This window comes from Mesorhizobium sp. WSM4846 (assembly GCF_055811415.1).
On record NZ_JBVVPZ010000040.1, the window covers coordinates 1 to 21495 of the forward strand.

The 21495-nt window shown below is 58.9% G+C and carries 18 protein-coding genes and 2 pseudogenes; 15 read left to right on the forward strand and 5 right to left on the reverse strand.

Annotation, left to right across the window (positions count from 1 at the left end):
- Positions 1-380: 380 nt before the first annotated feature.
- The 5 genes and pseudogenes from AC0L15_RS25925 to AC0L15_RS25945 all read left to right on the forward strand — a co-directional run.
- A complete protein-coding gene (locus tag AC0L15_RS25925) occupies positions 381-1553 on the forward strand; it encodes a S1 family peptidase (RefSeq protein WP_473497542.1) in 1173 nt (390 codons plus the stop codon).
- A gap of 20 nt (positions 1554-1573) precedes the next feature.
- On the forward strand, positions 1574-4834 hold the full coding sequence (locus AC0L15_RS25930) for a CHAT domain-containing protein (RefSeq protein ID WP_473497544.1): 3261 nt from the start codon (positions 1574-1576) through the stop codon (positions 4832-4834).
- Between the two features lie 343 nt (positions 4835-5177).
- Positions 5178-5771, forward strand: a complete 594-nt coding sequence (locus tag AC0L15_RS25935) for an ATP-dependent DNA ligase (protein ID WP_473497546.1) — start codon at positions 5178-5180, stop codon at positions 5769-5771.
- Positions 5668-6207 (forward strand): annotated as a pseudogene (gene ligD, locus AC0L15_RS25940) (non-homologous end-joining DNA ligase LigD); the annotation flags it as partial. The gene AC0L15_RS25935 and the pseudogene ligD, both read left to right, overlap by 104 nt.
- 448 nt (positions 6208-6655) lie before the next feature.
- A pseudogene (locus AC0L15_RS25945) lies at positions 6656-6949 on the forward strand (JAB domain-containing protein); the annotation flags it as partial.
- A 42-nt stretch (positions 6950-6991) separates the two neighbouring features.
- Here AC0L15_RS25945 and AC0L15_RS25950 read toward each other — a convergent pair.
- Entirely contained in the window at positions 6992-8443 is a 1452-nt protein-coding gene (locus tag AC0L15_RS25950) for an MFS transporter (protein ID WP_473497548.1), read from the reverse strand.
- A gap of 144 nt (positions 8444-8587) precedes the next feature.
- Between AC0L15_RS25950 and AC0L15_RS25955 the strand changes: the two genes are divergently transcribed.
- The 7 genes from AC0L15_RS25955 (at position 8588) to AC0L15_RS25985 (ending at position 15133) form a co-directional block, all read left to right on the forward strand.
- Positions 8588-9496 carry a LysR family transcriptional regulator gene (locus AC0L15_RS25955; RefSeq protein WP_287248853.1) on the forward strand — a complete coding sequence of 303 codons (909 nt, stop codon included), beginning with the start codon at positions 8588-8590 and terminating at the stop codon, positions 9494-9496.
- 446 nt (positions 9497-9942) lie between these two features.
- A complete protein-coding gene (coxB, locus tag AC0L15_RS25960; RefSeq protein WP_287229340.1) occupies positions 9943-10758 on the forward strand; it encodes a cytochrome c oxidase subunit II in 816 nt (271 codons plus the stop codon).
- 89 nt (positions 10759-10847) lie between these two features.
- A complete protein-coding gene (gene ctaD / locus AC0L15_RS25965; protein ID WP_287223187.1) occupies positions 10848-12617 on the forward strand; it encodes a cytochrome c oxidase subunit I in 1770 nt (589 codons plus the stop codon).
- Positions 12614-13318, forward strand: a complete 705-nt coding sequence (locus AC0L15_RS25970) for a cytochrome c oxidase subunit 3 (RefSeq protein WP_128246762.1) — start codon at positions 12614-12616, stop codon at positions 13316-13318. Before ctaD ends, AC0L15_RS25970 begins: the two co-directional genes overlap by 4 nt.
- Positions 13319-13330: 12 nt before the next feature.
- Positions 13331-14053 carry a heme-copper oxidase subunit III family protein gene (locus AC0L15_RS25975; protein WP_473497550.1) on the forward strand — a complete coding sequence of 241 codons (723 nt, stop codon included), beginning with the start codon at positions 13331-13333 and terminating at the stop codon, positions 14051-14053.
- Between the two features lie 31 nt (positions 14054-14084).
- Positions 14085-14489, forward strand: a complete 405-nt coding sequence (locus tag AC0L15_RS25980) for a cytochrome C oxidase subunit IV family protein (protein ID WP_128246764.1) — start codon at positions 14085-14087, stop codon at positions 14487-14489.
- Positions 14490-14659: 170 nt separating this feature from the next.
- Positions 14660-15133 carry an aminoacyl-tRNA deacylase gene (locus AC0L15_RS25985; RefSeq protein ID WP_287248859.1) on the forward strand — a complete coding sequence of 158 codons (474 nt, stop codon included), beginning with the start codon at positions 14660-14662 and terminating at the stop codon, positions 15131-15133.
- Positions 15134-15189: 56 nt separating this feature from the next.
- Here the strand turns inward: AC0L15_RS25985 and AC0L15_RS25990 are convergent, their stop codons facing one another.
- From AC0L15_RS25990 to AC0L15_RS26000, 3 genes are all read right to left on the reverse strand, one after another.
- On the reverse strand, positions 15190-16008 hold the full coding sequence (locus AC0L15_RS25990; protein ID WP_128246765.1) for a DUF2189 domain-containing protein: 819 nt from the start codon (positions 16006-16008) through the stop codon (positions 15190-15192).
- Positions 16009-16414: 406 nt separating this feature from the next.
- Positions 16415-17362: a heme o synthase gene (locus tag AC0L15_RS25995; protein WP_287284500.1), complete on the reverse strand. Its 948-nt coding sequence runs from the start codon at positions 17360-17362 to the stop codon at positions 16415-16417.
- 135 nt (positions 17363-17497) lie between these two features.
- Positions 17498-17878, reverse strand: a complete 381-nt coding sequence (locus AC0L15_RS26000; RefSeq protein ID WP_091596987.1) for a c-type cytochrome — start codon at positions 17876-17878, stop codon at positions 17498-17500.
- Between the two features lie 286 nt (positions 17879-18164).
- Between AC0L15_RS26000 and AC0L15_RS26005 the strand changes: the two genes are divergently transcribed.
- Together AC0L15_RS26005 and AC0L15_RS26010 are read left to right on the forward strand one after the other, a co-directional pair.
- The gene (locus AC0L15_RS26005) at positions 18165-19046 is read left to right on the forward strand and encodes an alpha/beta fold hydrolase (RefSeq protein ID WP_473497553.1); all 882 of its coding nucleotides are present in this window, start codon (positions 18165-18167) and stop codon (positions 19044-19046) included.
- Between the two features lie 77 nt (positions 19047-19123).
- Positions 19124-19450, forward strand: a complete 327-nt coding sequence (locus tag AC0L15_RS26010) for an antibiotic biosynthesis monooxygenase family protein (protein ID WP_287248867.1) — start codon at positions 19124-19126, stop codon at positions 19448-19450.
- 83 nt (positions 19451-19533) lie between these two features.
- On the opposite strand, the gene tig is transcribed toward AC0L15_RS26010, so the two are convergent.
- Entirely contained in the window at positions 19534-21021 is a 1488-nt protein-coding gene (tig, locus tag AC0L15_RS26015; RefSeq protein WP_287249130.1) for a trigger factor, read from the reverse strand.
- Between tig and AC0L15_RS26020 the strand changes: the two genes are divergently transcribed.
- Positions 20999-21433, forward strand: coding sequence for a hypothetical protein (locus AC0L15_RS26020; protein ID WP_139172655.1), 435 nt, complete (start codon positions 20999-21001; stop codon positions 21431-21433). The two genes, tig and AC0L15_RS26020, sit on opposite strands and share 23 nt — an antisense overlap.
- Positions 21434-21495: the final 62 nt, after the last annotated feature.

Below are 21495 nucleotides of genomic sequence, written 5' to 3' on the forward strand. Positions count from 1 at the left end.
GGTCGCGTCGACCTTAATCAAGACGCTTCGGTGCGAGTGGATCCACGGCTTCATCGCCGACTTCTTCAACACTATCGGTGGAATGTTGCCATTCGTCTCGTCGACCGGAACGAGCAGGTAGCGCCATTTGTTGACCTTCTTGGTGCTTCCGTAAGCCGACGTTCATGCGCGGCGGGAAGTCTCCCTCAGTGCATGAGTAATTATCGAGAGCCAACAGACGCCGCGCTCCCACGAATCCAGCACTTAGCTTGTGAATCAGCACCCAAGACCTACCCCACTCTATCGGAACGCGACGGACTGCTGCGCGCTCGGCAGGACGCTATTGAGTTGAAGTTGGATAAGCGGCAAGATGATTTCTCGATGATCTGGAGGAAGGTGTGATGAAGGCCGGAACCGCCTGTAAGTCTCGCTCATTTTTCGCCGCCCGCGCCCTCCATGCAGCTATTTTAGCGTTGGCGATTTCGGCAGGCGTCGCTACAGCCCAAGATAGGCGAACTGCGAATGACGTGCGTCTTGACCAAGAGCGGATTGTAAATGGCATACCGACTCATGAATTCCCTGCTGTGGGAGCTCTCTTGAAAGGTGGAGACGCGGCCGTAGCGCATATTTGGTGTACGGGCACACTTATCGCGAGCAACAAGTTCCTGACAGCCGCTCACTGCATTGCAGAAGACCCTACCCCGTCAAACTATACCGTTTTTTTTCAAGCTGCAGGAGCTTTTAATCTCACCGAGATCGATTGGATGGAGGCTGAATACCGTTTTCCGATTGCCGACATTGCTGTGTTGACCCTGAGCACTCCTGTGCTTGGAATTAGTCCAATTGAAATCAACAGAAGTGCCAACCTGCAGATCGGCACGTTCGGAACCATCGTCGGTTTCGGTCGAACTGGTGGCGTGAACTACAACTATGGACTTAAGCGCAAGGGCTATGTTCAAACCTCGGATTGCGCGGAACCTAACCCAAATAACGCGCTTGTGTGTTGGGAATTTTCTCAGTTGGAAGAAGGCGGTTCAGTTCGCTCCAATACATGTAACGCGGACTCCGGTGGGCCGATGCTAGTCGAGCAAGCATCCAACACCGGCTCAACTTATATTCTGGCGGGTGTCACGTCTGGAGGACGGCAGGAAGACTGCTTGGTGGGTGACAATAGCTTCGACGCAAACGTCTTCACTTACCTGAGCTTCATAGACGCTGCACTGGCAGACGCGCCGGCCGTTGAACCAAGTAGTGAGCCAGAGCTTTTTAGCAACAACATCGGCCTCAGTGATATGCTCGTAAGCGAGCGCACCACTATTTCCGTCCCTCCAGACGCTCGCGCTTTCTCGGTCGCAATGAACGGGGAATTTAATTCTGACGACAAGCAAGATTTCGATCTGTCCGTTACACGAGGGCAAGAATCCATCTTAAGTAATCCTGATTGCAAGCGCGACGACGACGGACAATTTGCATTCTGCCGGTTCGACGGAGATGTTAGCGGCGACTATTCAGTTCGCGTGACAAGAAAGTCGGGAACCGGGGCAGCCCAGGTCGTGATGTCGATATTTAGGTAGGCCGTCTAGAGGATGCTGAAATGGTTCGCCTGTGGCTCCAGAAATTCCTTCTTCTTACATTCATCGCGTTTTTAAGCGGAACGACTGTATGCTTGTCTCAGGATGCTCCGTCACCTGCACCAAGTCGGCTTAAGACGTTCGAATCGGCGCTCAACACGCTCTTTGCAAACGACATTACATCAGACGAGCAGCTACTGGGGCGGCAGCTCGAAGAGCTGTCCAGAGCATTCAATGAAATTGCGATCAACCTAAGCGGTACGGATTTCTATTCTGTGCCGTTGGATATCGCAGAATCTTTAAGCGCGCTGGGTGACAGCCAAGCACAAGAGGATACCTCGTCCCTGCTCTATGAAAAGGCGGCCACATTCTACGGATTAGCTGTTAGTAAAGCGGATTCGGACGACGCGCGACGGGACGCGCTTGACGGGCAAATCCGAGCTTTGGCAGCCTCAAAGGGTGCGGAGCGTGGTCAGTTTACCTACTATGGCGATGCCGACGTTCTCCGCTTACTCATCCCGCTACTCGAACAGCATCTTAGGCTGACCGACTCTATTGATGGTCCGGATTCCATCCCAAGTGCCGTAATTAAGCAGACAATTGGTCACCTGTATCAACAAACAAGTCGCGCCCACATTGCCATTCCGTTCTACCGCGAAGCGGCTCGGGTTCTCACTGAAAGCTGGACGGACCCAACCAATCAATCTGAGATTCGAGAGGGAATGCGGCAGTACGCCTGGGATGCCAAACTGGCGCTCTACGACGCTCTAATGATGCAACTGGCGACAGGTGCGGCGCTGAAGGAGCTTCAGGCCTTTGTCGAAACTGTCGCTAGCGTAGACGACCAATTCGGTGTCGCTGAGATATACAATCGAATCGGCATGCACTTCTACTACGCTGGCGAGTCGGAAAATGCGATTGCCTACCTAAACCGAGCCTACCTCATCGCCCGCCAACTTGCAGATAGCGAGCAACTGACGGCAGTGATCCTGGACAACTTGGCCGCCGCTTATTCGGGTCGCAATGACATCCCGAACGCAATCAAGGCAAACCGGAAGGCCCATGAGATTCTCGCAGCGCTGGATCAAACTGATCCCGCGATTCGAGGAGATGTTCTTAAGGTTCAGAATAATTATTCGAGCTTTCTCTTGAAGCTTGAAAAATATGAGGAGGCAATTGCAATATATGAAGAAGTACTCAGCGAGAAACTATCGTCAGAAGCTTTTTGCCTCTCCTGCGGAATCCAGTTTTACAATATAGCTGAGGCCTATTTGTCTTGGTCTGAGGAGCCCTCTGAAAATAAACGCGTCGACGGGGCAATGACTTATGCCAAAAAGTCATTGCAGGTGAATCTCAACGGTGTCGGAGACCTGGCTGGGCAAACAGGTGATGCGTTCGCGCTTTTGAGCCGGGCCCAGTTGCGCGCCAAGGATTATGAGGGCTCGCTCACCAGCATTGAGTCAGCGCTAGATATCTACAACCGTCTGTTTGTTCTCTCTCAAATCGGCCGAAGCGAGTTCGCAGACCATATGCGTTCGGCAGGTATCCAAAAACTCGATGTTTTGTGGGAGCTGCGAGATAGCAGGAAAGACGCGTTCTCCGAGAGCTTGTCTGTAGGACAGACTGTTTCTTGGAGCGCAACGGCTGAAGCGAACGCGTTGTTCGCTGATCGCCTTCTGGTAAGTGACCCGTCTGCCGCCGCGCTGTTGCGAGAAAGACAGGACTCCTCTGGTAAGCTTGAAGAACTCAGGATGCTACTTACCCAGATGGTCGTGAACACGCCTAACGCTGGTCAAGATCCGGAGATCGCAGCAATCAGGGCCCAAATCGCGGCTCTTGAGGCGCACATTGAAGAAGTCGTGAGGGAACTGCGAAGCCTAGGGTCGGAGATTGACGAAGCCCAATTCTCCCATATTGACGTTGAAACCGTCAGGGCCAAGCTACGGCCGTCTGAAGCGCTTGTATTTTTTGTCGTCGGCGAGTCCAAAACATATCAGTGGCTGATAACGACCACCTCATTCAGGTGGCTTCGTATCGATATCAATGAAGAACGATTGAAGCAGAGCGTGCAAGCATTACGGTGCGGACTCGACCGCTATGAGTGGGCACGCCGGAGCTGTAGAAGTCTTCTCAACGTTCAATGGAATGATGGCGAGCCGCTTCCATTCAGTTTAGCGATCGCTAACGAGCTTTATGAAAAATTGTTCGGCCAAATCGAGAAGGACATCGGCGGCAAACAGCTCATTGTGGCAGGCTCTGGACCTTTAACGAGCCTGCCCTTCTCAACCTTGGTAACAAAGCCTTCTGCAGAAAAGGTGTTGACTGCTAATGTAGACGCGGCCGCTCAGCCGTGGTTGATCCTAACACATGCTATTAGTGTCATTCCGTCACCTGCGAGCTTGAATACCCTTGAGCGCTTCTCGCTCGCAGCCGAACCAGCAGGCTATCTTGGAATTGGAAATCCAACGCTTTCGGGTTCGGGGAGTTGCCGCTCAGGTGACGCGAACCGTGTCTCTTGTGAAGAACTGGCGGGCATTGGCATTGACCAAACGAATGGCAAGGGCGTGAACGCCTCGCGTGAATTAAGCGGCACAGCTGGCACCGGGTTCGCGGATCTCTATCGATCTGGTGGTGACTCCCTCAGCGTACTGTCTACAGTGCGGGCAATGTGTCCGCTTCCTGAAACTGAGATCGAGCTGACGTGCGTCTCCGAGATACTCGGGGCATCCAAAAGTGTTATTAAAGTGGGGCCAAACGCGTCTGAAAAAGTGCTCTTCGACCTCGATGCTAGCGGAGAGCTTTCGCAGTTCAAGGTCATACATTTTGCAACCCATGGTTTGATCGCGGGTGATGTTCAGTATTTGACGAAAATGAGGGGTGAACCGGCGTTGGTTCTAACCCCACCCGAAACTTCCACGTTCCAGGGAGAGGATGGCCTTCTCACGTCGTCTGAGATCGCTCGTCTTCATCTGAACGCCGATTGGGTAGTTTTATCGGCGTGTAGCACCGCGGCCGGCGAAGATGTTGGAGCCGAAGGTCTGACAGGCTTGGTAAGAGCTTTCCTGTACGCGGGGAACCGTGCATTTGTGGTCTCCCATTGGCCCGTTTTGACCGACGTGGCTGTGCGCGTCACAACACAAACCTTCGCAAACTTGGCACGCACGCCAGATTTGGGACGCTCTGAAGCACTGCGTCTTGCGATGATCACGTTACTACGCGACAGCGACAATAAGTCGAACGCGTCGCCTTCGGTATGGGCACCACTATTTCTCATCGGCATCTGATCCCGTCACGGATTAGGTCGACTCGCGCGGCATCAGCAATGTGAACTTCACTCATACTTCAGTGATTTCGACCATCAACAACTGCGGGAACTAAGAGCCACGGGTTCCACGGGTAGCGCAATGGGTTGATGAAGATCGGCTCGGGTCATGAGTGCTGGTTCGGCTGAACGTCCGTTTCCGCGATGCCGATTGGCGGCAGGAAGGTCCGGTCAGGGTCATGGGCGTGAATTCAGCCGGGGGCGAACGAGCTTCCGCTTAGGGTCGGATCGCGACACTCGCGAAGTTGGCCGTCAACATCGGGAAATGGCGCAATCGAGGCGACCCTTCCTGGGGTCACGAGTGTATGAGCAGCGCCAAAGACCGGCTCTCGTTCGTTGAGTTTCAATCGCCCACGCTGGTCGACAAAGCTCCGGAAGGCCGTGCATGGCTTCACGAGATCAAATACGACGGCTACCGGACCCAGCTGATCGTCGAGGGCAACACAGCCCGAGCCTTCACACGGCGCGGCTACGATTGGTCTCACCGATACAAAAGAATTGTCCAGGCGGCGGCGGGCCTGCCGGTGAAATCCGCTATCATCGACGGCGAAGCTGTAGTCCTCGGCGACACTGGTTTGCCGGACTTTCAGGCCCTGGAGCGGGAGCTGGGCAATCCAAATTCGCCGATGCTTACCTTCTATGCCTTCGACCTTCTGCACCTTAACGGCCGGGAATCTTCGGCAGAAACCATTGGTGAAGCGCAAGACGGCACTGCAGAAGGTGCTGAAGGAAGCGGCACCGACGCTAATCTACGCCGAGCATCTGGAGGTGACCGGCAAGGCTGTCTTCGAACATGCCGGTTTGCTGGGGCTCGTCGAGATGGATGCCGTGGAACTCCATCCTTGGAACGCCACAGTCGACGATATCGAGCATGCCGACCAAATCGTTCTGGACCTTGACCCCGGTGAAGGCGTCGAATGGAATGAAGTGACCGAGACCGCCTTAGCGCTTCGCGACATCATGGAAGCGGCAGGCCTGAAGAGCTGGCCGAAGGTTACGGGCGGCAAGGGCATCCATTTAACGGCACCGCTAGAGACAAAGATGACCCACGACTGTGCGCGACAATTGGCGAAGTCGCTTGCCCAGTGCCTCGTTGATGCAGATCCTGATCGTTACCTGCTGTCCTCCGCACCCGCGGTCCGAAAAGGCAGGATCTTCATTGACTATCTGCGTAACGGACGCGGCAACACGGCCGTGAGAGCGTTCTCGCCAAGAGCGCGGCTCGGCTTACCAATCGCGCATCCGGTGACCTGGATGCAGATCGAGCGCGGAATCCGGCCGGACTCCTTCACGATTGGCAACCCGTTCAAACCAGTCGCAAAAAAGGCCGCATAGGCGGGCTTGGAACTCCATGTGGCTCGCACACGTGGCTGTGGCCTATTGCAGTTGTCGGGCGGGATGTCGTGCAGGCACGGGTCCACTGGCGTATGGCTTCTTGCAACGTAGTGATGTTGTAGCGATTGCACATGCGCCAAGCGTCGCGGACTTGGCTTGTCTCTCGTTTGTAGACCGATTTGCCCGAAAATCAGACCTTAGAAACTCGCCGCTCTTGCAGGCCTGTTCGTTCTCTTGGCAAAACCAATATCCACAGCAATTCACCTGTTACTCCAAATCGAATAGGATCCATCCTAAAAGCGTAGCTTCCCGGGTAGCCACTCCCGATACAACCCTGCCCTCGTCATTTCGCGGTGAAATTTTCTACGCAAATAGGTTGTGGATCAACACGCATGCTGGTATTTTTGATGGTATATAGCTATCTAATATATTGATATTGCACATATTTATGTTCCTCGACAAGAAGAACGCGCTGATCGCGGACGAGGTGCAGCAGGTCGGCACCGTCGACCACACGCCGGTCTACCCGCGCGAAGTGGTCAAGCGCGCGCTCGAACTCTCCGCCACCGCGATCATTCTGGCGCACAACCATCCGTCAGGCGACCCGACGCCGTCGCGCGCCGACATCGAGATGACCAAGCTGGTCATCGAGACGGCCAAACCGCTCGGCATCGCCGTCCACGATCACATCATCATCGGCAAGAAGGGTCATGCCAGCATGAAGGGCCTGGCGCTGATCTGACGCCCTGGACAAGCATCGGCCCCAAAAGCGCCCTGTCTCGTGTCATGACACGCCAGGCAGCGACGGGCGTGCCGCGACAGCGCGACCTCCGACCGCGACGGCGAGCGCGACGACAATCAGTATTGCCGCGACCGCAAACGTGATCCGCATACCGGTGGCGACGGCGTCGGGCCGCGCTTTTGCGATGTCGATGGCCTCTGAGGCGAATGCGAACACGGCGCCCATGACGGATGCGCCGGTGATGAGCCCGAGATTCCGCGACAAATTGAGCAAGCCGGAAATGACGCCCCGCTGGTCCGGGCGGATATCCGACAGGACAGCGGTGTTGTTTGCCGTTTGAAACAGCGCATAGCCAGATGTGATGACGGCGATCGGGGCGATGTAGCCAGGGATGCCCGATATTGCCGGCATCACGGATAGAATGAAGCAACCGGCGGCTATCGCGATAAGCCCAATGACGGTCATGCGCCCAGCGCCAAAACGGTCGGCTATGCGACCAGCCGGCATACCTGTCAGCGCGGCGACAAGCGGACCGACCGACATGACGATGCCAACAACAGCGGCGTCGAGCCCGAGCGCACGAGACAGATAGAACGGCCCGACCACCAGTGTCGCCATCATCACCGTCGCAACGAGCGCGCTCGTGGCGAGGCTCGCGCTCAACGTCGTATTGCCGAAAGCGGCCAATCGGATCAAAGGCGACGCCACTCTCGCCTCGACAAGCACAAACAAACCGGCCGCGAAGACTGCAGCCACGAATAGAGCCAGGTTGAGCTGACCAAAACTGCCACGCCCGATCGTCATCGCGAGCGCATAGGCGCCAAGCGTCAGGGCAAGCAGCAGCGTGCCGACAACGTCGAAGCCGGCCCGACCCGTCTTCGGCTCCCGGCGATCAGCCGGCAGATAGCGGTAGGCGAGACAAAATGCCAGGAAGCCCAGTGGCACGTTGACGAGGAAGATCGCCCGCCAACCGGCTCCGGCAATCAGCAGACCGCCGAGCGAGGGACCGAGAGCGGTGCCGATCGCCGACATCGTTCCGAGCAGCCCCATCGCGCTGCCGGTCCTTGCCTTCGGCACCGTCTCACCGACAAAAGCCATGGTCAGGGTCATCATGATGGCCGCCGCCAAGCCCTGGGCCGCCCGGGCTGCAATCAGCAGCCAGAGCGTCGGCGCGACGCCACACAGGACCGAGGCCACCGTAAACAGGAACAGCCCGGCCAGCAACAGCCGCCGGCGACCGGTGATGTCACCTAGTCGCCCGACGCTGACGATCAGGGTGGTGATGGCGAGGAGGTAAGCCAGCACGATCCACTTGACCTCCTGGAACGAGGCGTCGAACGCCTGCGTCAACGTCGGCAAGGCGACATTGGCGATGCTGATGCCGAGGGAGGACAGCAACATCGATAGCGAAAGGCCGGCGAGCGCCCACCGAACCGCAGGTGCCCGTTCTGGATTTTCGGCGACTGCCCGTCCTGCATCGATTGGCTTCAACATGAACTCCGTTTTCTGGCGCGACTCCCGAAACGGAGCTGGCAGACAGGTAGTCCTTTGCTTGAGATGGCGGAAGGCGCATCATTTGCACGTAATCATTGCGTTTGACGCCATGTCAGATCGTGCCGGCCATGCTAAGATCATCATATGTCGCATCCCGACCTCAATCTGCTTGTCACGCTTGACGTGTTGTTGACGGAAGGCAGCGTGGCGCGCGCCGCCAGAAGGCTGCGGCTGAGCCCGTCGGCGATGAGCCGGGCGCTGGCGCGATTACGAGAGACGACGGGCGATCCGCTGCTGGTCAGGGCTGGACGCGGCCTCGTTCCGACGCCTCGGGCCCTCGAGCTCCGCGAGCGCGTCGGTTGGCTTGTGCAGGACGCCGAAGCCGTTTTGCGCCCTGTTGAGATGCTCGACCTGAAACGGCTTGTGCGGACCTTCACGCTCAGAAACCAGGACGGCTTTGTCGAGAATTTCGGGCCGGATCTCATTGCGCGCGTCGGCGAACAGGCACCGGGCGTGCGGCTGCGTTTTGTGCTGAAGCCGGACAAGGACAGCACGCCTCTGCGCGACGGCAGCGTAGACCTGGAAACCGGCGTTGTCGGAAAGGCCACGGGACCGGAGATTCGCGCGCAAGCGCTGTTCCGTGATCGTTTCGTCGGCGTCGTGCGAATTGGACATCCATTGTGCGAGGTGATGATGACCCCTGCCCGCTTCGCAGCCGGACGGCACATCCTGATCTCCCGTCGCGGGCTCGACAGGGGACCGATTGACGATGCCCTTGCGCCTTTAGGGTTGAAACGGGAGGTCGCGACGGTCGTCGGCGGCTTTTCGGAAGCTCTGGCTCTGGCGCGTGCCTCAGACCTGATCGCCAGCGTTCCCGAACGCTATACGGGAAACCTGCGCGATGGAATGTTCTGTTTCCCTCTGCCGGTTCCCCTGCCGGAAATCTCGGTCTCACTTTTGTGGCACCCGCGGCTGGATGCCGATCAGGCGCACCGCTGGCTGCGCGGCTGCGTTCGAGACGTTTGCGCCGGAATAACCCGCTGGATCTCTTAAAGCGCAGCGGTCAAGGCGAGCGTTGCTGATCCGATCGCGGCAACTCGGCGTTGCAGCTGCGGCGATTCCGGCCGACCGCCTCGCTGAACCCGGTTAGGTCGAAATCGGCCTTGCCTCGCCCCGACAGCAGCCCGAACCGTCAGGACAGCAGGAGCCGGTCTGCTCAAAAACCAATCGCCTGATCCCGTCGGCACCATCCCGAACCAGCCTCAGCCCACGCGAGGGGGCGGCCTTTCACGATCCGGCAGAACGCCGTGTTGTTCGGTGGGCCAGCAGGTTTTTTCTTCGCCGCAGCCGTCTTCATCTTGGGTTCTTCCACATCATCGCCATTGCGTTTTCCGCTGACGGGAAGACCGCACTAGAATTTCGACCGGAAATCGAGCTATGATGCATTTGGCATTTCCTGGGACGGCTTCGCGCCCTTGGAATGCCGGGAGGAACGGGATATGGCCATAGCGCTTGTACTCGTTTTGGTAGTTGTGGGCTCAGTGTTGTTCCACTTCCTGAGCCCATGGTGGTGGACGCCGATTGCCTCTAACTGGGACTATATCGACAACACCATCATCATCACCTTCTGGATCACCGGCGTCGTCTTCGCCGCCGTCGTCCTATTCATGGCTTATTGCGTCTTCCGCTTCCGTCATCGGGAAGGCAATCAGGCGGCATACGAACCCGAGAACAAGCGGCTCGAATGGTGGCTGACGATCGTCACCGCAATCGGCGTCACCGCCATGCTGGTTCCCGGCCTGTTCGTCTGGAACCAGTTCGTCAGCGTCCCAAGCGACGCAACAGTGGTCGAAGTCGTCGGCCAGCAATGGCAATGGAGTTTTCGCTTGCCCGGCAAGGACGGCAAGCTCGGCACGTCCGACACCCGCAACGTCAGCCCTGAAAATCCCCTCGGCGTGAACGCCAGTGATGCCAACGGCCAGGACGATGTCGTCGTCGAAGCCGCCGATCTGCATCTGCCGGTCGGCAAGCCGGTCAAGATGCTGCTCCGCTCGATCGACGTGCTGCACGATTTCTACGTGCCGGAATTCCGCGCCAAGATGGACATGATCCCGGGCTCGGTCACCTATTTCTGGTTCACCCCGACCAAGACCGGAACTTTTCAGGTCCTGTGTGCCGAGCTTTGTGGCCAGGGGCACCCGTTGATGAATGGCATGGTGATGGTCGACACGCCGGAAGACTATCTGGCCTGGCTCGGCGAACAGCAGACTTTTGCGCAATTGTCGGCCCCCCAGCAGGTGGGCTCGGCAGATTAGACGCCGGCAAAGACGGCGATTTGGATTGAAATTGCGGCAGGGCTCGAAACTGTCGAACCTGGCCGAAAAGGACACGGAGGTGTTCCTATATGGTCGATGTCACACCTGCAGATGCGGTACCGCCAGCCGAAGTCGCGGAGATGGAACTCTATCATCCGCACAGTTGGTGGACGAAATACGTCTTTTCGCAGGACGCCAAGGTCATCGCCATCCAGTATTCGGCGACGGCGACGGCAATCGGCATGGTGGCGCTGGTGCTGTCTTGGATGATGCGGCTGCAGCTCGGCTTCCCCGGCACGTTCGACTTCATCACCCCGGAAGCCTACTATCAGTTCATCACCATGCACGGCATGATCATGGTGATCTACCTGCTCACGGCGCTCTTCCTGGGCGGCTTCGGCAACTACCTGATCCCGCTGATGGTCGGCGCGCGCGACATGGTCTTTCCCTATGTCAACATGCTGAGCTACTGGATCTACCTGCTCGCCGTGCTGGTTTTGGTCTCGAGCTTCTTTGCGCCCGGCGGACCGACCGGCGCCGGCTGGACGCTCTACCCGCCGCAGGCGATCATGACCGGCACACCAGGCGGCCAGGACTGGGGCATCATCCTGATGCTCGTCTCGCTGATCCTGTTCATCATCGGCTTCACCATGGGTGGCTTGAACTACGTCGTGACGGTGCTGCAGGCCCGCACACGCGGCATGACGCTGATGCGCCTGCCGCTGACCGTCTGGGGTATCTTCACCGCGACAGTCATGGCGCTGCTCGCCTTCCCGGCGCTGTTTGTCGCCTGCGTGATGATGCTGTTCGACCGTGCGCTCGGCACCAGCTTCTTTATGCCGGCCATCGTCGAGATGGGCGAACAACTGCAGCACGGCGGCGGCAGCCCGATCCTGTTCCAGCATCTGTTCTGGTTCTTCGGCCACCCCGAGGTCTACATCGTGGCGCTGCCGGCCTTCGGCATCGTGTCCGACCTGATCAGCACCCATGCGCGCAAGAACATCTTCGGCTACCGGATGATGGTCTGGGCCATCGTCGGCATCGGCGCGCTGAGCTTCGTGGTCTGGGCGCACCACATGTATGTCAGCGGCATGCATCCCTATTTCGGCTTCTTCTTCGCCACCACGACACTGATCATTGCCGTCCCGACCGCGATCAAGGTCTACAATTGGGTGCTGACACTGTGGCGCGGCGATATCCACCTCACAGTGCCGATGCTTTTTGCGCTGGCCTTCATCGTCACTTTCGTCAATGGCGGGCTGACCGGACTGTTTCTCGGCAACGTCGTCGTCGACGTTCCGCTGTCGGACACGATGTTCGTCGTTGCCCATTTCCATATGGTCATGGGCGTTGCCCCGATCCTGGTGATCTTCGGGGCGATCTATCACTGGTACCCGAAGGTCACTGGCCGGATGCTGAACGAGGCGATGGGCCAGTTCCATTTCTGGGTCACCTTCCTCGGGGCCTATCTGATTTTCTTTCCCATGCACTACATCGGCCTGATGGGCGTGCCGCGCCGCTACCACGAACTGACCAACACGACGGTGATGACCGAGTCGGCCCACGATCTGAACGCGTTCATCAGCATCATGGCGTTCCTCGTCGGCTTTGCCCAAATCGTGTTCCTGTTCAATCTGATCTGGAGCATCCGCCACGGCCGCGAGGCCGGCGGCAATCCGTGGCGCGCCACGACGCTCGAATGGCAGACGTCGGAAACACCGCCCGCCCATGGCAATTTCGGCAAGGAACTGCCAATCGTCTATCGCTGGGCCTATGACTACAGCGTGCCTGGCGCCAAGGAGGATTTTATCCCGCAGAACGTGCCGGGCTCCTTCGGATCCTCCAGGGAGCCGGCATGAGCGTCATTCTGGTCTTCCTCCTCGTCATCGCCGGCTTTGTCGGATGGTGGCTTTCCCACCAGCGGCTGATGGCCAAGCCATGGCTCGAGCAAGGTGTGATCGGGGATATTGTCGGCCTGGAAGGATCGCCGCTGCCGACCGCCAAGATCGGCCTCGGCGTCTTCCTCGCCGTCGTCGGCTGCCTGTTTGCGCTTTTCACCAGCGCCTACTTCATGCGCATGGCGCTGTCGGACTGGCAGGCGCTGCCGCTGCCGCGCGTGCTCTGGTTCAACACCGGCGTGCTGGTCCTGAGCAGCATCGCGCTGCAATGCGCCTCGGTCGCTGCGCGCCGGGGCGAGATCGACGCGGTCAGGCTCGGCCTCGTCACGGCTGGGCTCACCGCGCTTGCCTTCCTGGTTGGACAGCTTGTGGCTTGGCGGGAACTGACCGCCGACGGCTACTTGCTGACCGCCAATCCGGCCAACAGTTTTTTCTACCTGATAACCGGGATGCATGGGCTGCACATACTGGGCGGGCTGGTGGGCCTGGGCAGAACAACTGCCGTCGCCTGGAACGGAGCACGGCCGGAGCGGCTTCGCCTCAGTGTCGAACTGTGCGCCATGTACTGGCATTTCCTCCTTTTCGTCTGGCTCGCCATTTTTGCACTTCTGGCCGGCTGGGCCGCGACTTTTATCGAAATTTGCCGACAGCTGCTGACCTAGGAGGGCGGACGGATGGCAGACACGACCGTGACGCATACCGGCCAAGCACAGGCGCGGCCACCTGGTTTGCAAGGCGTCGCCGCCGACTGGTCCTCGGATCAGCGGGCGTTCAAGAACGTGTCCTGGGGCAAGGCCATGATGTGGATCTTCCTGCTCAGCGACACCTTCGTCTTCGGCTGCTTCCTGCTCTCCTACATGACCGCCCGCATGTCCACCCGGGTGCCGTGGCCCAATCCGAGCGAGGTCTTTTCGCTTCACATCGGCGGCTCCGATATTCCACTGATCCTTATCGCCATCATGACTTTCGTGCTGATCTCAAGCAGCGGAACGATGGCCATGGCGGTGAATTTCGGCTACCGCCACGACCGCCGCAAGACAGCGATCCTGATGCTTTTGACCGCAGCACTCGGCGCAACTTTCGTCGGCATGCAGGCCTTCGAATGGACCAAGCTGATCTCCGAGGGGGTACGGCCCTGGGGCAATCCGTGGGGTGCGGCGCAGTTCGGGTCATCCTTCTTCATGATCACCGGCTTTCACGGCACCCATGTGACGTTCGGGGTGATCTTCCTGATCATCGTGGCGCGAAAGGTCTGGCGCGGAGACTACGAAACCGGCCGGCCCGGGTTCTTCACCAGTCGCAGGGGCCGCTACGAGCACGTCGAGATCATGGGGCTCTACTGGCATTTCGTCGACCTGGTCTGGGTGTTCATTTTCGCATTCTTCTATCTTTGGTGAGAGGCAGACATGGCTTTGGTGAGAGGCAGATATGGCTGAAGCAACCGCAAACGGTCTGGGGCAACATACGCTGCACGGAACCCAAGCGCATGATGCGGGAGCAACCGGCATCGCCCCTGCGGAGGTTCATCAGGAGCACCCGATCAAGCTCTATCTGGTGGTCTGGGTATGGCTGTTCATCCTCAGCGCCTGCTCCTATCTGGTCGATTATGTCGGCCTCCAGGGCTATCTCAGATGGTCGCTGATCCTGATCTTCATGATGCTCAAGGCCGGCCTGATCGTCGCGGTCTTCATGCACATGGCCTGGGAGCGGCTGGCGCTGACCTATGCGATCATATTGCCGCCGATCCTGGTGCTGGTGTTCGTGGCAATGATGGTCTTCGAATCGGAGTACACGCTTATTACCCGGACGCTGTTTTTTGGGACCGAGCCCTGACGCGCAATTCGGGTCGGGCAGCATTTCCCGTCGAGGGGCTGTTCACGGCCCGCTCTGCGTTGCCTTGAAACGGTCGACAGCTGGCCCATTTTTGTCACCACCGGAAAACGACAGAAGGAGAACGATTTTCGTCGTTTCTCCGTCGCGAACTCCAGGAAGGGAGGCTCAAGATGACGATCGCAAACAGATTGAAGGACTTTATCGACGAGAAAGGAATTTCCTACGATACCGTCGAGCACCACCGCACGTCGACAAGCAGGCAGTCCGCCTTAGCGGCGCATGTGCCCGGCAGCATAATGGCCAAATCGGTGGTGGTTCACCACGACGGTGGCTATGCGCTGGCCGTGGTCCCCAGTACGCACAGGATCGAGCTCGGCACGTTGCAGGACGTCATGCACCAGCGTATCGGGCTCGCCTCCGAGGACGAGGTGGTTTCGCTTTTCGAGGATTGCGACACCGGCGCCATCCCGCCGATCGGCGCGGCCTACGATGTGCCGGTGATTGTCGATGAAAGCCTCGGCAATGCCGGCGATATCTATTTCGAGGGTGGCGACCACAGGACGCTCGTGCATGTCAGCGGCAAGGATTTCCGCAACCTGACCAGCGAAGCACGGCAAGCCCGCTTTAGCTACCCGGCTTACTAAGCACTCTTGCCAACCTGCCGCAGCGGCCTCTCGCCGGTGCGGCAGGCAGGATTTTTTCAGCCCGCCGGTCTGGTGGAGGCCGGCGATTCCACGACTTTCCGATAGACGTGCCAGGTGGCGTGACCGAGGATCGGCAGCACCACCGCCAGCCCGGCGAACACCGGCAGCGAGCCTATGATCAGGGCGACGGCGACAATCAGCCCCCAGACAGCCATCACGATCGGGTTCGCCAGGACCACCCGCACCGAGGTATGGATGGCTTCGTAGGCGCCGACGTCGCGGTCGAGCAACAACGGGAACGCGACGACCGTGGTGCACAACACGACCGCAGCAAAGACGAAGCCGATCGCGTGGCCAACGATAATCAGCGTCCAGCCACGTCCGGTGGCGAATATTTCACTGATGAAGCTGGACAGTGATTCCGGCGGGGCCGAACCGAACACCTGCTGATAAAATATCTGCGCGGTCAACAGCCAGGCGATGAAGATCGCAAGCAGCATGATCCCGACCGCCGCGATGGCCGGCAGCGCTGGAGAATTCCTGACCTCGAAAGCGTGGCTCCATGAGGCGTCGAGCCCGGCCTCTCTCCGCCGGCTGATCTCATAAAGGCCGAGCGCCGCGAATGGACCGATCAGCGCAAAACCAGATACCAGCGGAAACAACAGCGGCAACGCGTTGTTGCCCGACGTCCAGACAGCGAGCACCACGCCAACAAGCGGATAAATCAGGCAGAGGAAAACGATGTGCGACGGTTTGACCATGAAATCGTCGACGCCACGCTTGAGCGCGTCGAAAAGGTCGGAAACGCCTATCTTTCGAATTCTGGTGTGCTCCAGCGTCTCGCTGGCGCCTGCAATCACGTGAAAACTTGCCATGACCATTCCTCCAGACCAGGTCCGGTAAAGGTCGCGATTACACGGTGCTGTCGTTCAGCGTGACTGGCCACGCAAAACCGCGACCTGCACCATGACCAACATACGCTCTTGCATGGCATTTGTCGCCGCCCTTTGTCTGCGGGGACGGCTCCGGTGATCCCGCTAGCTCTAACGGCCTTTCTTCGCTAGTCTCAAAGCTGGGTTGAAGGGTGAAGGTCATGGATGGAAAGACCGTTCTTATACTCGGCCTTGGCATAGTTATTCTGCTGGTGCTGGGATTCTGCGCAGTGCCAACGTGAGGTTTGAGCAGGTTCGGGCGCACCTCGTTCAGCAATCGCCGATTCTCAACCCGGCAAAAAATCCGAGAACATCAGGATTCAATGCAGCCACGAGGCAGGTCATGCCGTCAATTTCCGGCTGACATGACGACACGCATTGCAACGGTATCGGCAAGCAGCACGGCAAAGATCGCGAAAAGATAGAGAATCGAATAGGCAAACAGCGCCTTTGCGCGTTTCATCTCCCATCCTTCAGCCCATCTTTTGTCGACCAGAAGCTTCCAGGCATGCCAGATGAAACCCGCGCCCAATGCGGCCGAAACAATCCCGTACAATCCACTCGCGAATCCGAAAGCCCAAGGGAGCACGCCGATTGGTGCCAGGATCAGCGAATAGACGAAGATTTGCTTTCTGGTCGAAACCTGGCCGGCCACGTTCGGCATCATCGGAATGCCGGCCGCGGCATAGTCGCCGATCTTGAACAGCGCGAGCGCCCAGAAATGCGGCGGCGTCCAGAGGAAAATGATCAGAAACAGGACGAGACTTTCAACCCCGACGGCGCCGGTGGCGGCCGCCCACCCGATGACCGGAGGAAGGGCACCCGCGGCGCCACCTATGACGATGTTCTGCGGCGTCGAGCGTTTCAGCCACATCGTGTAGATGACTACGTAGAAGAAGATGGTGAAGGCCAGCAGCGATGCGGCGAGCCACCCCACCAGCACGCCGAGCGTCATGATCGAAAGTACGGAAAGCACCATGCCGAAGCCGAGCGCTTCGCCGGGCGTGACCCGGCCTGACGGGACCGGCCGCTTTGACGTACGCGACATCAACGCGTCAATATCGGCATCGTACCACATGTTGAGTGCCCCGGCCGCGCCCGCTCCAACCGCAATTGCACCGATTGCAATCACGGCGATGACCGGATTCATCGCCCCGGGCGCCACCATCAGCCCGACGAAAGCGGTAAAAACAGCAAGCGCCATGACGCGTGGTTTCAGAAGCGCGAAGAAATCACTGACCGTCGCTTCAGAGATCTGGATACCGGTATCCTTGAGGCCGCTTTCCCGAGCCGACATTTCAGGCGACTACCGGTTGGCACACGCAATCGGGCCGACCCCTCGGCCGACGGAAGAACCGGGTTTCTTCCTGGTGGAAGAACCGGGTCACTTCCTGGCGGAAGAACCGGGTCACTTCCTGGCGGAAGAACCGGCTCATTTGGAGAATTGCTTCAGATAGGCGATGACGTTGGCGAGATCCTCGTCCTTTTTGAGGCCGGGAAACGCCATCTTCCCACCTTTGATCATGGCCTTGGGATCGCGAAGATAATTCGTCAGCGTGGCGTCGTCCCATTTGACGCCGGATGCGCCCGCCTCGGTCATGGCTTTGGAATACTTGAACCCGGGATGCGTGCCGGCCGTCCGGCCGATGACGCCGCTCAGCGACGGACCGACCTTGTTCTGGTCCTTGTCAACGACGTGACAAACCTTGCATTTGGCGAAGACCTTCTCACCGGCGGCGGCATCCTGTGCCTGGGATTGGCTCGTGACAAAGGTCGCAACGGACACGACTGCGAAAAACGCGATTGCACGCATGGCATATCCTCCCGATCGCCAAATCTGCCTTGGACGATCAGCGCGTGCCGACACGGCATGCGCCCCTTCACGACAGAGCGGAATATCCGCGTCTCCCGCATGGAATTGCGGCATCTACATACCACAGAATCCGGCCGGCAGATAGAAGAAGTCGACCCGCGGGATCGCCGCAGAGGCGACGAGGCAGGCCGATCGGCGTCGAGCGCAATCGGAACGCATACCGGGTAATGGCGTTAGACCAGCTACGGTTAAACATCTGGAAGATCAAAAGATCAGAGAAGTGTCTATGAACGACAGGAGCGACCTGGAGGTGCGCCACGGCACCCGCACGATCGACGGCGAGACCGTCTTTTACAGAGAAGCAGGTCCTGAAACCGCGCCGGTGTTGCTGCTTCCGCATGGCTATCCCTGCTCATCCTTCCAATATCGCCGGCTGATGCCGGCGCTCGCCGACCGGTGGCGGACGGTCGCGCCGGATTTCCCCGGCTTTGGCTACAGTGGCGATCCGGCACGGTTCGGTTATGATTTTGATGCCTATGCAAAGTTCCTGGAGCGGTTCACCGACGCGCTGGAGCTCGGCAGCTACGCGCTATGGCTGCACGACTACGGCTCGCAGATCGGCCTGCGCCACGCCATAGCGCACCCATCGCGGATCAGGGCCCTGGTCATACAGAATGGCGACATCTACGCCGATGCTCTTGGCCCGAAGTATGAAACGATCCGGCGTTTCTGGCATGATCGTTCGCCAGCGAACCGTGCGCCGCTCGAACAGGCGGTGAGCGAAGACGGCTTTCGCGCCGAGTTCGTAGGCGAAGTCGATGACGACGTCGCTCGACGTGTCCCGCCCGATCTGTGGAAGTTGCATTGGCCGCTGATGGATACGCCTGTGCGGCGTGCGCTTTCCGTCGGACTGATGGAGAAGCTCAAGGCTAATCTCGACTGGTTCGCTCGTTACCAGGCATACCTGCGCGAGCACCGGCCACCGGCAATGATCCTTTGGGGACCGAAGGACGAATACATGCCCGAGCCGGCAGCGCGCGCCTATCTGCGCGATCTCCCCGAGGCCGAGCTGCATTTGCTGGACGACGCAGGGCACTGGCTGCTGGAGACACACTTCGAGGTCGCCCTGCCACTGGTGCGACGGTTTCTGGGCAAGGTCCTGCATTAATCGCCCGCACAACACCGCAGCGGATTCCGCCATCGCTGCCCCATCCTCATGACAATCCATCAAGAGGAGCGCACTCCATGATCGACAATGCCACAATCGCCCGGATCTGGCGGGGAACGACACGCCGTGATCTGGCAGCCGTCTACGAGCCCTATCTACGTCGCGAAGGCATTCCGCCGCTTCAGGAGAAGGCACTTGGCGTGCAGTTGTTTCGCGAGGATCGTAAAGAAGAAACAGAGTTCGTGACAATCTCGTACTGGCCTGACGTCGAAGCCATGGCGAGCTTCACCGGCGGTGACCCGCATAAGATCCATCACCTGCCGCGCGACGAAGAGTTCCTCGTCGAGCTGCCCGAACGGGTCACGGTGATGCGAATCCTCGTCAATCAGTCGTCTCGCGATTAGGGCGGCGGCGGCCTTGCGACGTCGGCGGCATCGAAAAGAAGGCCGCCTCGAGGGCGGCCTTTCACATCCAGCAGAATGTTGTGCTATTCGGCGTCCTTGGCAGCTTTCTTCTTCGGCGCGGCCTTCTTCTTGGGTTCTTCCGCATCGTCGGCCTTATCGGCGTCGGACTTGTTGGCGTCGGCCTTCGTCGCTGCGGCTTTCTTCGCCGGCTTCGCCTTGGCCGTCTCGCTGTCCTCGTCGTCGGCCATCAGTTCTTCCTTGCTGACCTTGACGTCGGTGACCGAAATCTGGCTGAGCAGATGGTCGACCACCTTCTCCTCGAACAGCGGCGCGCGCAACGTGTTCAGCGCTTCGGGATTGCTGCGGTAGAATTCGAAGGCTTCCTGCTGCTGGTTGGCCGGATAGCGGCGCACCTGCTCGAGCAAGCCGCGCTGCAATTCCTCGTCCGACACGGTGACGCCGGCCTTCTCGCCGATTTCGGCGAGAACCAGGCCGAGACGCACACGGCGCTCGGCAAGCCGCATATATTCGGCGCGCGCCTCTTCTTCCGTCGTCTCCTCGTCGGCGAAGGTGCGGCCGGCGGCTTCCAGATCGCGGTTGACCTGGTTCCAGATGTTGTTGAACTCGGCCTCGACAAGCTTCGACGGCGCCTCGAACGAGTAGGCGGCATCGAGCTGGTCGAGCAGCTGGCGCTTGATCTTCTGGCGCGTCATCGAGCCGAACTGGTTCTCGATCTGGCCGCGCACCACCTCACGCAGGCGCTCCAGCGACTCCAGGCCGAGATTCTTGGCCATTTCGTCGTTGATCTCCAACGCACCGGGCTGGGACACTTCCTTGACGGTGACGTCGAAGGTGGCTTCCTTGCCGGCAAGATGCGCCGCCTGGTAGTTTTCCGGGAATATGACCGTGACCTGCCTCTCGTGGCCGGCCTTGCTGCCGACGAGCTGATCCTCGAAGCCGGGAATGAATTCCTTGGAGCCGAGCACCAGCGGCTGGTCCGTGCCGGCGCCGCCGCTGAAGGCTTCGCCGTCGATCTTTCCGACATAGTCGATCGTCACGCGGTCGCCATCGGCGGCCTTGCCGGTCTTCGGTTCGTAGGTGCGCGCCGATTCGGCGACACGCTTGACCTGCTCGTCGATTTCCGAATCCGGCACGTCAAACACCTGACGCGTCACCTTGATGTCGGAGAAATCCTTGATCTCGATCGGCGGAATGATCTCGTAGTTCAGGCGGAACTCGAAGTCGGCGCCGCCGGCCAGGATCTTCTCGGCCTCCTTCTCGTCCTCGGTCATGATCACTTCGGGCTGCATGGCAGCCTTTTCGCCACGGCCGGTAATGATCGAACGGGTCGAATCGTTGAGGATCTCGTTGACCACTTCAGCCATGAACGACTTGCCATAGACCTTGCGCAGGTGCTGCACCGGCACCTTGCCGGGGCGAAAGCCGTTGATGCGGACCTTGCTCCTGGCATCTGAAAGCCGCGCCATCAGCTTGGCTTCCATGTCACCGGCCGGCACGGTGATCTTGATCTCGCGCTTGAGACCGGAGTTGAGCGTTTCGGTGACCTGCATCATAGAACCTTCGTTTCCGCAGCCAAACGGCTCTTGCCGTTTACAGCCTGCCGGTATGATCTTGCCGGGAATGGCTTTTGGTGCGGGACTTGGCGATCTGTCCACTCAACGCGGCTCAAAATCGTCCAGAAACACGCTCCAAAATGTGAATAAGTCTTTGTTTTTCCGACTTCTTATCACATTCTGCAGAAGTGGATCGTCGCATCCCGTCACATTCGACACGCCTTTTGTCACAGGCGCGGCCGATTTTCAACCATCTTCGCGTCTACAGCGCCGCGCGTCATCTTGGACGCGCACAGGAAGCTGGAGCACCTTGATTTTGGCGCATGATCCCCAAAAATACGATTTTTCGTTTTTCGGGATCATGCGCCGGCGAACGGCCGCTATTTTGACCGCGACATTGACAGAATGATGGCTGCCTGCCGGCCACGCGGATGTGGCGGAATTGGTGGCCGCGCTGGATTTAGGTTCCAC

What these genes read in the sequence shown, in the direction of transcription:
- AC0L15_RS25925 (WP_473497542.1), top strand. Translation starts at nt 381, where the DNA reads ATGAAGGCCGGAACCGCCTGTAAGTCTCGCTCATTTTTCGCCGCCCGC.
- AC0L15_RS25930 (WP_473497544.1), top strand. Translation starts at nt 1,574, where the DNA reads ATGGTTCGCCTGTGGCTCCAGAAATTCCTTCTTCTTACATTCATCGCG.
- AC0L15_RS25935 (WP_473497546.1), top strand. Translation starts at nt 5,178, where the DNA reads ATGAGCAGCGCCAAAGACCGGCTCTCGTTCGTTGAGTTTCAATCGCCC.
- AC0L15_RS25950 (WP_473497548.1), bottom strand. Translation starts at nt 8,443, where the DNA reads ATGTTGAAGCCAATCGATGCAGGACGGGCAGTCGCCGAAAATCCAGAA.
- AC0L15_RS25955 (WP_287248853.1), top strand. Translation starts at nt 8,588, where the DNA reads ATGTCGCATCCCGACCTCAATCTGCTTGTCACGCTTGACGTGTTGTTG.
- coxB (WP_287229340.1), top strand. Translation starts at nt 9,943, where the DNA reads ATGGCCATAGCGCTTGTACTCGTTTTGGTAGTTGTGGGCTCAGTGTTG.
- ctaD (WP_287223187.1), top strand. Translation starts at nt 10,848, where the DNA reads ATGGTCGATGTCACACCTGCAGATGCGGTACCGCCAGCCGAAGTCGCG.
- AC0L15_RS25970 (WP_128246762.1), top strand. Translation starts at nt 12,614, where the DNA reads ATGAGCGTCATTCTGGTCTTCCTCCTCGTCATCGCCGGCTTTGTCGGA.
- AC0L15_RS25975 (WP_473497550.1), top strand. Translation starts at nt 13,331, where the DNA reads ATGGCAGACACGACCGTGACGCATACCGGCCAAGCACAGGCGCGGCCA.
- AC0L15_RS25980 (WP_128246764.1), top strand. Translation starts at nt 14,085, where the DNA reads ATGGCTGAAGCAACCGCAAACGGTCTGGGGCAACATACGCTGCACGGA.
- AC0L15_RS25985 (WP_287248859.1), top strand. Translation starts at nt 14,660, where the DNA reads ATGACGATCGCAAACAGATTGAAGGACTTTATCGACGAGAAAGGAATT.
- AC0L15_RS25990 (WP_128246765.1), bottom strand. Translation starts at nt 16,008, where the DNA reads ATGGCAAGTTTTCACGTGATTGCAGGCGCCAGCGAGACGCTGGAGCAC.
- AC0L15_RS25995 (WP_287284500.1), bottom strand. Translation starts at nt 17,362, where the DNA reads ATGTCGGCTCGGGAAAGCGGCCTCAAGGATACCGGTATCCAGATCTCT.
- AC0L15_RS26000 (WP_091596987.1), bottom strand. Translation starts at nt 17,878, where the DNA reads ATGCGTGCAATCGCGTTTTTCGCAGTCGTGTCCGTTGCGACCTTTGTC.
- AC0L15_RS26005 (WP_473497553.1), top strand. Translation starts at nt 18,165, where the DNA reads ATGAACGACAGGAGCGACCTGGAGGTGCGCCACGGCACCCGCACGATC.
- AC0L15_RS26010 (WP_287248867.1), top strand. Translation starts at nt 19,124, where the DNA reads ATGATCGACAATGCCACAATCGCCCGGATCTGGCGGGGAACGACACGC.
- tig (WP_287249130.1), bottom strand. Translation starts at nt 21,021, where the DNA reads ATGCAGGTCACCGAAACGCTCAACTCCGGTCTCAAGCGCGAGATCAAG.